Below are 12733 nucleotides of genomic sequence, written 5' to 3' on the forward strand. Positions count from 1 at the left end.
TAAATATGTACTTAGCAATCTGGCGTAAATTCCGGCAAAACAATGGATATTTTATCAAATACCGTAGCATTATCAAGGATTCAATTTGCATTTACAGCAATTTTTCACATGATTTGGCCTGTTCTGACTACAGGAATGTCAATTTACTTAATAGTTGTCGAAGGACTGTGGTTAAAAACCAAAAATCCCACCTATTATCATCATGCCCGGTTTTGGTCAAAACTATATTTACTCAACTTTGGGATTGGGGTTGCATCAGGTTTACCAATGGGTTTTCAATTTGGTACAAACTGGGCCCCATTATCAGAATCTGTAGGGGATTTTTTAGGTAGTATTCTTGGTTTTGAAGGTTCTATGGCATTTATGCTAGAGGCTTCTTTTTTAGGAATTATGATGTTTGGTTGGGAGCGAGTTAACCCAGTCATTCACTACTTAGCAACTATTTGTGTAGCTTTTGGTGCGAACCTTTCCACATTTTGGATTTTAGTGGCCAATTCCTGGTTTCAGACTCCTAGCGGTGGAGAAATGGTAGATGGTAAATTCGTTGTTAGTGACTATTTCCAGGCAATTTTAAATCCCTTCATGGTGAATAGTTTCCTACATATGTTCTTGGCAACATTGGAAACTTCATTGTTTGTAATTGGTGCTATTAGTGCCTGGTATATTCTTAACAATCGCCATCAAGAGTTTTTTAGTAAATCATTGAAAATAATTTTAGCAATCGCCATTTTTATTGCCCCTGCACAAGTATTAATTGGTCATGCGAGTGGCGACCAAGTTTATAAATATCAACCCACAAAATTAGCAGCAATAGAAGCGCAATGGGAAACAGTCCCCGCAGGAGAATCAGCCAAATGGAATATCATCGCTATTCCCAATGAAAAAGCCGAAAAAAATGATTTAGAAATCGCTATTCCCCAGGGTTTAGGATACATTTTAGAATTCAAATCTAAGCTATCTGAACCAGTTTTAGGACTCAAAGAATGGCAACCAGAAAACCGCCCTCCAATGGTAGGTTTAATATTCTATTCTTTCCGCATTATGGCAGGGATTGGGTTTTTCCTAGTTGGTTTAATGCTTTGGACTACATTGCAATGGTTGAGAGGTAAACTCAAAGCTGAAAATATTCATCAACAAAAATGGTTATTAAGAACTTGGGTTTTGTCAGCACCTTTAGGTTATTTAGCCATAGAATCAGGTTGGATTGTTCGCTGTGTAGGTAGACAACCTTGGACAGTTTACGGACAAATTCGCACCACAGATGCAGCTTCCCATTTACCACCAGGTGAAGTGTTATTTTCCCTCACAGTCATCACCGTACTTTACAGTGTTTTGTTTGTCTCTGCCATGTATTTTGGTAGCAAAATTATTCGCAAAGGGCCAGATTTAAATTTACCAATTCCAGGCAGTGATATCAGCACAGTAATTGCTACTGAATCTGTCAGTCATATTCCCGATAGTCGTCCGTTAGAAACATAAAAATAGGAAGAATAGGAAAAACTTACATGGATGCTTTATTACACTTTTTACCACAAGTTTGGTTTGTAATTCTCGGTTTATTTCTCTTTCTGTATGTCCTTTTAGATGGGTTTGATTTAGGGGTTGGTATCCTTTCCCTAACATCCTCCGATGAACAACGCCGCAGCTTATTAATGACCAGTTTAGGTAACGTTTGGGATGCTAATGAAACTTGGTTAGTATTAATGGCAGGAGCATTATTTGGTGCTTTTCCCCTTGCCTATGGCACAATTTTAAACGCCCTTTATTTACCATTAATGGTGATGGTTGTAGGGTTAATTCTCAGGGCTGTAGCCTTTGAATTTCGGGAACATTCTGATAACAAAAAGTTCTGGAATTTCGCCTTTGGAATTGGTAGTTTTATCGCTTCTTTATTTCAAGGATTTGCTTTAGGTGGTGTATTAGCAGGAATTAAAGTTGATCCAGCCGGACATTTTATTGGTGGGATGTGGGACTGGTTAAGTTGGCAATCATTATTAACAGCATTAACGCTGGTACAAGGTTATGTATTGATTGGTTCAACCTACCTAATTTTGAAAACCGGAGGTAAATTACAAGAAACTCATTTTAAAACTGCTAAATTAGCAGCTTGGACTACTTTAATTGGTGCGATTCTAATTACAATTACTACACCAATTGTTTATGAAAATGCCAGAGCTAGATTATTTCATCAACCAGAGGTTTATATTTTTGCACTAATTCCCATTTTGGGTATGTTGTTGATTTGGTTGTTGTTACAAAGCCTGAATCGTAAACAGGAAGTGGCTGCATTTGTTTATACAGCCTTGGTATTTCTACTCACGTTTCTTGGCTTAGGATTTATTGCCTTCCCTTACATTATTCCCCCCACCATCACCATTTATCAAGCGGCATCTTCCCCTAGTGCAATGGTATTCATGATTACCTTTATTGGGGTTTTAATTCCGATTATGTTGTTTTACAACATCTACAATTACTTTGTGTTTAGGGGTAAGGTGATAACAATGGAAGAGGGAGAATAAATAACGAATTAGCAATAGAGAGTCGCACAAAACCCACTATTTCATCACAGACCTTAATTCTTTCAGAGCCTGACCAATTTCTACAAACTCAGAGTTTTGTGACAGCTTTTTCAAAGTTTCTGAATCGCTTTCCATCACAATTTCATTGTAGAGATTAATAGCTTCATTCAACTTGTTAGGATTAACAGTGACAACTGTATTTTTTTCAGCGATAGTTGCATCTGGTTTGATCGCTTTTGTGCTGGCTACTAGCTGTCCTTTTTTTAACTCCAGTAAAGAAGAATTTGTTGTTGTAGCAGGTGTAGTTTTGAAGATTTGTTTGATGGCGCGGATTAAATTTTTGGCTGTGTGTTGAGAAAGTCCGCCGAGTTTTAATGAATGAAGAAGTCTCTCAGTAGCAGACGGTGAGAGGAGATTGTTATTGATAGGTAAAGCGGTTTTAAGCCTATCTCTAGCTTCTGGTGAAAGTCGGATTTCAATGCCATCAGATTTTTTTTCCACAGTGAAATCATCTGATTGAGATCCACTACCAGATCCGGCTTGACCTTTACTTGGTGAAGAATTGGAGTTTCCACCATTGTTTGCACCACCACTACCAGATCCAGCTTGACCTTTACTGGGTGATGGATGATAGTTTGTAGGTGGAGTTCCACCACCACTACCAGATCCCGCTTGTCCTTTACTCGGTGAATTTGCCTCAGCTTGATTTGTTAATTGCCAACTAATTGCAATTAAAGGTGAAAAAGCGAGAGCAATAATCAAAGTTCTGATTTTTAACATGATGATTCTCTAGATAGTAAATTTGGAAGTGCTTATTTTTTTCAGTTAGCTGAAAAAGTTGTCAAAAATGTTTGAGTTTTGATGCTATTCCAGGTTGATGGGTTGAATAGTTGCAAAACTATTTATGAATGAAGAGGCAGGAGGGAAGAGGTTTTTAGGCAATTTTACATTTTGTAACATACCTCGTTTTTTTCGCACCAACTTACTTAGCAATTACCAATTGCCAATTACCAGCCTAAACAGAGATGATAAGTGTATCTCTGACGAGATGCTACGCGAACAACCGGACATGATATTGGTTCTATCTCGGCAAGAAATTGAAACCATAACCCACAGTAAGAACAAATACTGTACCCCCTGGACTGTTATCTGTGAGATCAGCACCTTGAGCAGTGATTGTAAAAGGAATGGTAGGTATAGGAACAACGGAGACACCAGCATTTAAACCCACACCACTCCAACCTACACCCATACCTATCTGCGGATGAACTTGCACACCTACCCCACCAAATATACCTGTACTAGCATCCCCTTGTCGGAAGTCGCCACCACCTGCTCCTAGCGAAAAGGACATAGCCATTGGATTAACGGGATTTTCAGGCTGTAAAAAAGAGTATGAAGTGATGACACCATAAGCACCAGAAGGTCTAATACCTTCATTGCCATACTGAGCAAAGGTATTCCAGCCACCAGCTACAGCAATTTGATGGTTGGGTTTAACATAGACAACCCGATGAGCTTTGAGGTCAAAAGTACCGTTATAACCGAAGTTTTTGATACTACCGTTATTGAAAGCCAATTCTATCCCCACCAGTTCGTAGCTATTTCCTATCCCAAAACCCGCGCTCATACTTCCGTCTGGATTGCCGTCCCTGGCTTTACCTGCTGTAGCGGCTGATGCTCCTATAAATAAGTCACCCCAGGCCGCACCAAAAGCACTGGGAGTACCAAAACTCAGTCCCGGTTGATAGGTACGTTTAGGTTGAGGAGTTGTTTTGACAAGGGGTTCAATTAATAAATTTTGACGTAATTCCTCAACATCTTTTAAGTTATCACTAGAATTATTAGATGAATCTACCTTTTGAGTGATACTTTGGGAGTCAAGGGGGAAAAGCTTTTTTGCTTCTGTAGATACATTGCCTAAATCACCTAATGAATCTATTTTAGGGGTGATAATTTTGGTTTTTTTTGTATCAATTTTAGAGCGATTAATTGCTAAATTTATCCGCTGGCTGATTTCGCTTTTCTCTTGATTAGATAGTAATTTTTTAGCTGTTGATAATTCCTTTTTTGCTACATCAGTAATTTCTCCATCAGCCGCAGATGCTGATTTAATAGATACAAATGTAGCGAGGGAGAATAGCCCTATTAGATTTATGGTAACTAACAACAGCCAATTTCGGTAACTTGTCTTGGCATTCTGGCATTTATTCAAAGCTATATACCTCACACTATTATATAATTTATTTATTTCACAAGAGGATATTTGCAACCTACCAAAAAGTAGATTTTTACTTTAGTTAAACAATTAGATGCAATGGAAAATCAATGTATCATTGTCTACAAGATACAGTAATGGTTGATTGTGCTAATTTTTATAGTAAATGCCCTTTAGATATATCCTCTAATATGAGATTTTTACAGACATACATTAGAGTTTTCCGGAAATGTTTTTAAAACACAAAATCTCTTTAAAAAATGTATATAACCTTGTTGCTAACATAAAAATTCGATAAAAAAATAATTGTTTTTGTATATAATGTACAGAAAAATCAGCGAAATTTTATATAATTGCAAATTGTTATTTATTGAACTTTTTATTTTATATTTTGGTAAAAAACATGACATTTTTATTTTGAAAAGTAGTTTCACAAGGCTAAATTTTGCTGTTTACAAATCAACAAAATTACCCATACCTAATAGCTAAAACGTGAAGAGTTTCTTGACTCTAAGGAAAAAACATTCCCAGTCAACTCTAATTAATACTAAAATCCCCGACTTCTTTAAGAAATCGGGGATGTCACATTGTGTAAATCCTATCAATATTAAATGGTAGTTTCTAATGCTGATCTCAATTCTTTGAGGATTGAACTAATTTCCATGAAAGTCTCATCTTGAGATAGTTTTTGCAGTGTACCGCCATTGTTTTCTTTAACGAGTAGATTATATTCGTCAATAGCTGCACTCAATTTATTCACGTCTACAAATAATGGATCCTCAGTGTCAGATTTTCCAACTACTGTAACACACTCGGATAATTTGACGAGGAAAACCTCTATGCGTGTTTCTTGTACACCGTAACTCACCCAATCTTGTTTGGTTTTTTCAGTAAAACTGACAACATTTTTTCCTCTTCTGGTAAAGAGTTCACGGACTTGAATTCTCTGAGAGGAAGCAGTAGAAGATTCATCAAATAAAGATGTGGCAAATTTATTTAATGCTACTTGAATTGTTCTTGTGACTGTCAGGATTATTTCACCATTTCTAGAGTCAGCAGAAACTCTTACACCTTCAACTCTGGTGGTGACATTAGGGGTAATCACAGTAGTATCAAAGGTGTCTCCAAGAGTACCAGATGATTCGGAAGTTGTTCCGGGAATTACATCTTTACCAGCTTGTGCTGTGAGAGGGAAACCTACCAAGGAGCTTAGTATTATTGATGCTATACCCAAACGGATAGCAGTTTTTTGGTTAATCATGATTTTTCCTTAATTGATTCTGGGGAAGTGGAAATGTTAAAAAACCCTAGTCTTGGAAAAGATATTAAAAGTTGATGCTGTAACCTGCTGTCAAACTAAACCCAGATTCATCCATGTTATCGGTGACATCGGTAAAGATAGTATTGATGACTATAGGTGTATTTTCAAAAGGAGCAAAGGAAGCACCAACGTTGAGAGCGCGGCCTGTCCAACTGCTAATAAAAGAAGCCTGGGGAATGAATCTATAACCTACACTACCAAAGAAGTTGGGGTCGTTTTCTTGTGCTGCTCTTGCACCTTTGGATCTATAACTACCGCTACCCAAACCCAGAGAAACGGTAAGTTTATCTAGTCTTTGAGTGACTACACCATAAATTGTTTCTAGGTTATTGTCTGCTTCTCCCCATTTAATTGCGTTTGACCAACCTACGGCTACTGCTGTATTGCTGGTGAGGTATCTGTGTAGTTTTAATCCTACTGTTCCGCTTTCTGCAAAGTCGCCAAAATTTGGTTCTTGGCCACCAACACTAAGGATATTGACGGAAACTTCTAAACCTGCTGCTTTGACTGCATCTCCTAAACCAAAACCTACGGAGAAAGAACCATCCACATCACCATCAAAGGGAAAGTATAAACCACCACCAATAAATGCTTGTCGCCAACTGGCACCATAAGCAGTGGGAGTACCTGCGCTGGAAGCAGGAGCGCCAATAATGCGGGTTGTACCAGTTTCTACGATGGGTTCTATTAATAGTTCTTCCCGTAGTCTGTTGGTTTCGTCAAAGGAGTCACCGACACCAGTGGATGGATCTACTTGGGCAATTTCTTGAGGTTTTTTAATTTGCTTGGCAGATGTTTGAGTGGATTTTTTGAGGGTTTCAACTACCTTTGAGGATAATTCTATTTCCGAAATAGTTTCCGGTGCTGGGGATAATTTCAAGGATGGGTGAATTTGAAAAGATGCAGTTTGAGGTGCTTGGTTGATAGCTTCGGATAGTTTGGCTTCTGAATCGCTTGTTAATTCGTTGGTTAGATCAGCAGCAGTAGGATTATTACCCGCGAATGCTGGATTAATGCCAATGAGTGTAGATAAAATTAAGAGTTTTAGTGTATTAGCACTTAAAGTCTTGATCCTATTAGGCGTAATTGGAGAAATGTTGTTGGTATTCAATGCTTTGATCCTCACACTTTTTTTACCATTCAATAGTTCAATAATACAAGTTACTAGACTTCTTGGTGATAGGGGAAGGAAAATGCAACTTTTACTAATGCACCAGAACATTCTAAGTACAAATACTGATTTAGAACTGGATTGCAACCAAGTGGTTTTGATATCTGTTATATGGTAAAAATTTAATTTTGACCAGTATGGAAAATAATGTCTTGTCTATTTTGGATTTGAGATTTTTCAGTATAAATACGTTGGTATATGTAGTATAAGCTAAAACAAATTGTTGTTAAGACTAATAATTTGTTTAATAAAAAATTAACTTTTTGTCCGTAATCTAACACACACGGGTAAGATACCCGTGCAATCTCTACAATAAGAGTTTTACTATTTATGTTGTTTTAGATGAAGTAGTTTTCTAACAAAGAGGCGATCGCATCTGGATGAACTTTTGTATATTGTTTTTTACCTAGCTTCACAACACAGTTAGGTGCGCTGCCACAGGTGTTTTGACAACCAGTGTGTTCAATTTCTACCTTGTGTAATAATCCGCGATCGCACAAAGTTTTTTCTAACTCTGATAATAAACTTTTACCACCTCGTTTTGCACAACCAGATTTGTGACAAACCATGATTTTAGCTTTTGTTTGCTGTATTTCAAAATGTACAGGACAAAAACCGATAGGTTGAACATGATAAGCAGTGAGTTTAAGTTTATGCTTACGAAGATTTAATTGACTAATACCACCAACATGAATTTGTTCACCAGGAAATAGAGAATTAGCCAAAGATAAACGTAAATCTTTAGGGATTTTAATTTTCAATTTTCCTGAAGGAATACTTAAACGTAAATGTTTAGGTTTTCGAGCTTTTTTCCCAACAAAACCTAAAAACTGACCTTCAATATTTAATTCTGATAACACCAGATATTTTTCACCCATTATATTCACCCTAAACAGAAGATAGAAAGCGATAAGGGTTTAGCATTGCTAAACCCCTACTGATTACTCAGTGCCGATCAACGAATACTGAGATAAATTACTGAGATAAAGTTAGGAAAGACGTTTAGCTTCCACCGTTAGAGGTAATTTTTCCTTGGGTGGGATTTCGCTAAATTCTAATTCCCAACCATTAGCAAGAGTAAGAACTTTACCTGCATCACCATCTACCTGTTTCACAACTTCTTCTTCTAAGTCTTTTTTAGGGACATAAGCTACCAAAGTTCCCGCATCATTCATCCGTAACATTACTTTCATTTAGTTTTTCCTCAGCAGATTCTAGTTCTCTTTTCCGGCAACCGATAATGTACCCTGTATCTAAAAAATGCACAGCATAGATATAGTAGGCTTGTAAAAAAGTTCCTATACTTGCTACATAACCAACATCGCCAATTTTTGCTAAAACTTCTCCAATTTCTCGACCAGGAAAAGTACCATCATTTTTGATAAGTTTCTTGATTCGGACTTTTTCACCAATTTCAAAAATTGGCGGAGAATCTATTTCTATTTCATCGCGTTGCATGGGAATACCTCTGTTCACGGACTAAATTCACAAGTTCTTCTGTGGTGAGATTACGTTTTTTTAGTGTTGATTCATGACGGACTGCATTTAACACAGATTGGGTTGCTTCTGGATTCAAAAAGATACCATTCTGTGCTAATAAATTAGACAATAAATGCCTTCCAGAATGTTTACCTATTACTAAACGACGTTCCCAACCTACTGCTTCTGGTAAATAAGGTTCATAGGTTTCTGGGTTTTTCATCACCCCATGAGTATGAATTCCAGACTCGTGAGTAAAGGTATTTTCACCGACAATTGCTTTCCAGGGAGGAACATTTGCACCGGCAGCATGAGCGACTAATTTAGACAGTTTCAACAAATGTTGAGTATCAATGTCCAAATCAATTTTGTAGATACATTTGAGAGCCATGATAACTTCTTCTAAAGCGGCGTTTCCTGCTCTTTCACCTAAACCATTGACGGTGGTATTTACAGAAACAGCACCAGCTTTAAGACCGGCAATTGCGTTAGCTGTTGCCAGTCCAAAATCATTATGAGTGTGAATCTCTACAGGAATTGATAAAATAGATACTAATTGTTTAACTTTCAGGTGAGTTCCGAAGGGATCAAGAACGCCAACGGTATCACAAAAACGAAATCTAGATGCACCCCATTCTTGGGAATATAAAGCTACATCTTCGAGAAAACTAGGATCTGCTCTAGAAGAATCTTCTCCTCCCACTGCAACCCAAAGACCATGATCAAGAGCAAAGTTAATACAGTCTTTTAATCGTTGCAAACTGACTCGCCATTGACTATGAAATTTAGCAGCAATTTGAATACCAGAAACGGGAATAGCAATATGTACTCTTTTTAATCCACAAGCAATAGAGGCTTTTATATCAGAGATTACAGCGCGATTCCAACCTAGTAATTTAGCATCTAAATCTAAATTGTTAATGGTTGTAATGGCATTAATTTCTTCTTGCCCCATAGCAGGAATACCTACTTCTAATTCAGGTACACCAATGGCATCAAGAAATTTAGCGATCGCCACTTTTTCTTGTAAGTTAAAGGCAACTCCTGCTGCCTGTTCTCCATCCCGCAATGTAGTATCATTAATAATGATTTTGCTCATCTCAAACATACCTCTAGCAGAGTTTTTACTGTAAGTATTCAGCGGTTAATATCTAGCTTTTTAACTGTGAATCTAAAAAGCATTAATTGATCATCTATTGATTGATCAAATCTTTTTAACCATGAATTATTACTAATTACTAATACCCTTTAAGGCTATAATTTCTAGAATTCATAGAGATTAAATAAATATTAAACTTTTCTAGATAACAGCTAAAAATGCCACCAGTTATTAGAGGATGTTTATAATATTTAATTATTGATCAATAACTCACACCACATCTGTATGATAGGAGACTAAAATTTAGTATCGTTTAAGAATGTTTTTTCTTCTTTTGATTAGGAGTCTCAACAAATAGCCAGTAGCTAATATAGCTATTAGTAATTCCTGTAAGTAATAGGATACTTAATCCGGCAATTAAACTAGCAATCATAGTATTTACCTAATGGTTAAAAATTCAAGAGTGTTCTACTAACCAATCAAAAATCTTTTCTAACTGCTCTAAATCAATGAAACCATACTGCCAAAGCAACATTGGTATGGGGCCTTGATCAAATTCACGATGTCGCAAGGCAACAGCAATATCTGCTTGAGGAAGTTCCAATTCATTGTGTAGAAAGTGGAGTAATTTATTATCGCTGCTACGGTTTACCATAATTTGACTTTGAAAATGTGACAGTAGATCAGATTAAATGAAAAACTAATATTCCTATATTTAACAGGTAATTTCACTCTGTATAGGCAGAGAAAATGTCAGAGAATTTGAGATTTAGCAGAGTGAGTGAAACCTAAGCTTAGGTTAAAATCCTTCAGTCTGCAAGGTTTTTTGTGAGTAAACAATAACTTAGATTTTGCAGAGGACAAATACAGATTGGATCATGAATTTACATCTGTTATTGTATTGATTAGACATTTGATAATTTGCAAATTGTTATCATTTACTCAATAGTTTGACTCCAACAAACTTCTAACCATGCCAGCAATTCACAACGGGAAGCTATAAATTGCATGACTGTACTGTGAACAAGCATTGCTTCTTGTAAAGTATTTACTTGTACTCGTAAAGAACCATCCGCAGGACAGGAACAAGTAATCATTAAATCTTGCAAACGGTGATAAACTTGCCATCTATCGCTGAGAGGAATATCTAAAATTTGTTCATTTGAGAACATAGTTTAATGATCCTCATGTTGCTGATGATTATTTATGGTTTGCAGTTGTTGTTCTAGTTTTTCAATTCTCGAAAGCAAAGAACGAATGATACCTGCTTCTACATCCGGTAATTTGCCATGTTCCAAAGGAGAAATACGTTTATTTTGTTTTTGGGAAATAATCCGTCCAGGAATACCAACTACGGTAGAATCTGGAGGAACATCCCGTAAAACTATTGAACCTGCACCAATTCGCACGCGATCGCTAATTTGAATATTTCCTAATACTTTCGCACCCGCACCCACAACTACATGATTTCCCACAGTAGGATGACGTTTACCGCTTTCTTTCCCTGTTCCACCGAGAGTTACACCTTGATAAATCAGTGTATAATCACCGACAATGGCAGTTTCTCCAATGACAACTCCCATACCGTGATCAATAAATACACCTTTACCAATTTTTGCCCCTGGGTGAATTTCAATACCTGTAAAAAATCTTCCCAAATGAGAAATTAAACGGGGAATAAAACCCACTTTGCGGATGTGTAACCAATGTGCAAAACGGTGGCAACATAAAGCATGAAAGCCAGGATAACAAAAGATTATTTCTAACCAATTGCGTGCGGCCGGATCACGCTCAAAAATAATCCGAAAATCACTCATTAATGGCTCAAATAAATCGCCAGAGAGTATATTTTTCTGCGAGTCTGTATTTGCAGTTTGGGTTTTGAGACTGTCTAGAGACTGTTGCATCGTTACTGTCTGGTTTAAAGAGCCAAGTTGTATTTTTATGCTTATACCAGATGACTCAAAAGCAAAGGAAAATGCACATATGGATTAGATTTATTGAATTTATTATGTTTGCACTCAAAGGTTGAATATCCTATTTAATATAACTTTACATTTTTTATGAGGATAGGGGTACTAGATTTTTATCACAGGGGTATTGGTATTTCTGGGGGTAGGGTCGCAGCTTTTTTGTACTCAAGATAAATCTGTTTGCCTGGGATATTTGCAGCAGTTTAGGCAAGATATTTTTAGCTATATTAAGTTGTACTCATTGACCCAGAAAAGTCATGTTGATGACAGTAAATATGGGCTTTGTGTATTTGCTATTACTATTATTAGTTTAGAGTTTTGGTAGTTAAAATCTTGGTTTCTTTATTTTGTTTTAGGATTTTTTGTTTGTAGGTGGGAAGGGGGATATCGGGGGATTAGAAAATATTTGATACATAATGAGAGGCTTTTCAAACATCCTCTAAGGTAAAACAGGATTTTTTACTTTCGCGTATGGGGAATTGATTGCATATCTGCACGTCTGTAGCTGGCGGGAGACATTTTTTAATTAGAATATTGAGTATAAGATAAGACTCGATCTATGTTTTATCGTGATGTGAGGGTTGTAAATCCTCCGTATCTAATATTTCAAAAAAAAGTTCGCTGTTGGCGAAACTATTTTACAAGACTATGTTATAGTAACTTTGGTCGGGTTAAAGGAGATATTTGTCACTCACTGGATCGCTCACTACGATCTGAGGAAGATTTATAATCTTCTACCGTATTTTGTCACTAACAGTCAGTGAACATACTTCGTCAGCTACTCAACGGTAAACGACTTAAGGGCGTAAACTCAACTGAGATAAGCAATGAAGCAAGACTACTGAAGGAGCAGTGTACAATCGCAGCCAAGGCAAAGCGGCTGCGCCAAGTATAAGGAGGATTAAAACTGCCGTTCTCCGGGTTTGTTTAAGGCAAAGCTTATTCGCGTTCAG

At 36.9% G+C, this 12733-nt stretch carries 13 protein-coding genes; 2 read left to right on the forward strand and 11 right to left on the reverse strand.

What is annotated here, in order from left to right; translation table 11 throughout:
* Positions 1-42: 42 nt before the first annotated feature.
* Positions 43-1479, forward strand: a complete 1437-nt coding sequence (locus WJM97_RS21810) for a cytochrome ubiquinol oxidase subunit I (protein ID WP_353930854.1) — start codon at positions 43-45, stop codon at positions 1477-1479.
* 26 nt (positions 1480-1505) lie between these two features.
* Positions 1506-2519 (forward strand): cytochrome d ubiquinol oxidase subunit II, encoded by a 1014-nt coding sequence (gene cydB / locus WJM97_RS21815; RefSeq protein WP_353930855.1) that lies wholly within the window; start codon positions 1506-1508, stop codon positions 2517-2519.
* A gap of 36 nt (positions 2520-2555) precedes the next feature.
* Here the strand turns inward: cydB and WJM97_RS21820 are convergent, their stop codons facing one another.
* The 11 genes from WJM97_RS21820 to cysE all read right to left on the reverse strand — a co-directional run bounded on the left by WJM97_RS21820 (position 2556) and on the right by cysE (position 11714).
* Entirely contained in the window at positions 2556-3299 is a 744-nt protein-coding gene (locus WJM97_RS21820; protein ID WP_353930856.1) for a hypothetical protein, read from the reverse strand.
* Between the two features lie 301 nt (positions 3300-3600).
* The gene (locus WJM97_RS21825) at positions 3601-4734 is read right to left on the reverse strand and encodes a hypothetical protein (protein ID WP_353930857.1); all 1134 of its coding nucleotides are present in this window, start codon (positions 4732-4734) and stop codon (positions 3601-3603) included.
* A gap of 610 nt (positions 4735-5344) precedes the next feature.
* Entirely contained in the window at positions 5345-5998 is a 654-nt protein-coding gene (locus WJM97_RS21830) for a hypothetical protein (protein WP_353930858.1), read from the reverse strand.
* Positions 5999-6062: 64 nt separating this feature from the next.
* A complete protein-coding gene (locus tag WJM97_RS21835) occupies positions 6063-7169 on the reverse strand; it encodes a hypothetical protein (RefSeq protein WP_353930859.1) in 1107 nt (368 codons plus the stop codon).
* A gap of 398 nt (positions 7170-7567) precedes the next feature.
* The gene (locus WJM97_RS21840) at positions 7568-8107 is read right to left on the reverse strand and encodes a (2Fe-2S) ferredoxin domain-containing protein (protein WP_353930860.1); all 540 of its coding nucleotides are present in this window, start codon (positions 8105-8107) and stop codon (positions 7568-7570) included.
* A 111-nt stretch (positions 8108-8218) separates the two neighbouring features.
* Positions 8219-8422, reverse strand: a complete 204-nt coding sequence (nifT, locus tag WJM97_RS21845; RefSeq protein WP_353930861.1) for a putative nitrogen fixation protein NifT — start codon at positions 8420-8422, stop codon at positions 8219-8221.
* On the reverse strand, positions 8397-8687 hold the full coding sequence (locus tag WJM97_RS21850) for a nitrogen fixation protein NifZ (protein ID WP_353930862.1): 291 nt from the start codon (positions 8685-8687) through the stop codon (positions 8397-8399). Before WJM97_RS21850 ends, nifT begins: the two co-directional genes overlap by 26 nt.
* Positions 8674-9807 carry a homocitrate synthase gene (gene nifV, locus WJM97_RS21855; RefSeq protein WP_353930863.1) on the reverse strand — a complete coding sequence of 378 codons (1134 nt, stop codon included), beginning with the start codon at positions 9805-9807 and terminating at the stop codon, positions 8674-8676. The genes WJM97_RS21850 and nifV overlap by 14 nt, the downstream gene beginning before the upstream one ends.
* A 457-nt stretch (positions 9808-10264) precedes the next feature.
* Positions 10265-10462: a DUF2949 domain-containing protein gene (locus tag WJM97_RS21860; protein ID WP_353930864.1), complete on the reverse strand. Its 198-nt coding sequence runs from the start codon at positions 10460-10462 to the stop codon at positions 10265-10267.
* A 283-nt stretch (positions 10463-10745) separates the two neighbouring features.
* Positions 10746-10979 (reverse strand): Asr1405/Asl0597 family protein, encoded by a 234-nt coding sequence (locus tag WJM97_RS21865; protein WP_353930865.1) that lies wholly within the window; start codon positions 10977-10979, stop codon positions 10746-10748.
* A gap of 3 nt (positions 10980-10982) precedes the next feature.
* Positions 10983-11714: a serine O-acetyltransferase gene (gene cysE, locus WJM97_RS21870; RefSeq protein ID WP_353930866.1), complete on the reverse strand. Its 732-nt coding sequence runs from the start codon at positions 11712-11714 to the stop codon at positions 10983-10985.
* Positions 11715-12733: the final 1019 nt, after the last annotated feature.

The sequence above is a fragment of the Okeanomitos corallinicola TIOX110 genome (assembly GCF_038050375.1).
In the GTDB taxonomy this organism is placed as follows: Bacteria; Cyanobacteriota; Cyanobacteriia; order Cyanobacteriales; family Nostocaceae; genus Okeanomitos; species Okeanomitos corallinicola.

Excerpts from the sequence above, each read along its gene's own strand:
- WJM97_RS21810 (WP_353930854.1), top strand. The coding sequence starts at position 43 with ATGGATATTTTATCAAATACCGTAGCATTATCAAGGATTCAATTTGCA.
- cydB (WP_353930855.1), top strand. The coding sequence starts at position 1,506 with ATGGATGCTTTATTACACTTTTTACCACAAGTTTGGTTTGTAATTCTC.
- WJM97_RS21820 (WP_353930856.1), bottom strand. The coding sequence starts at position 3,299 with ATGTTAAAAATCAGAACTTTGATTATTGCTCTCGCTTTTTCACCTTTA.
- WJM97_RS21830 (WP_353930858.1), bottom strand. The coding sequence starts at position 5,998 with ATGATTAACCAAAAAACTGCTATCCGTTTGGGTATAGCATCAATAATA.
- WJM97_RS21840 (WP_353930860.1), bottom strand. The coding sequence starts at position 8,107 with ATGGGTGAAAAATATCTGGTGTTATCAGAATTAAATATTGAAGGTCAG.
- nifT (WP_353930861.1), bottom strand. The coding sequence starts at position 8,422 with ATGAAAGTAATGTTACGGATGAATGATGCGGGAACTTTGGTAGCTTAT.
- WJM97_RS21850 (WP_353930862.1), bottom strand. The coding sequence starts at position 8,687 with ATGCAACGCGATGAAATAGAAATAGATTCTCCGCCAATTTTTGAAATT.
- nifV (WP_353930863.1), bottom strand. The coding sequence starts at position 9,807 with ATGAGCAAAATCATTATTAATGATACTACATTGCGGGATGGAGAACAG.
- WJM97_RS21860 (WP_353930864.1), bottom strand. The coding sequence starts at position 10,462 with ATGGTAAACCGTAGCAGCGATAATAAATTACTCCACTTTCTACACAAT.
- WJM97_RS21865 (WP_353930865.1), bottom strand. The coding sequence starts at position 10,979 with ATGTTCTCAAATGAACAAATTTTAGATATTCCTCTCAGCGATAGATGG.
- cysE (WP_353930866.1), bottom strand. The coding sequence starts at position 11,714 with ATGCAACAGTCTCTAGACAGTCTCAAAACCCAAACTGCAAATACAGAC.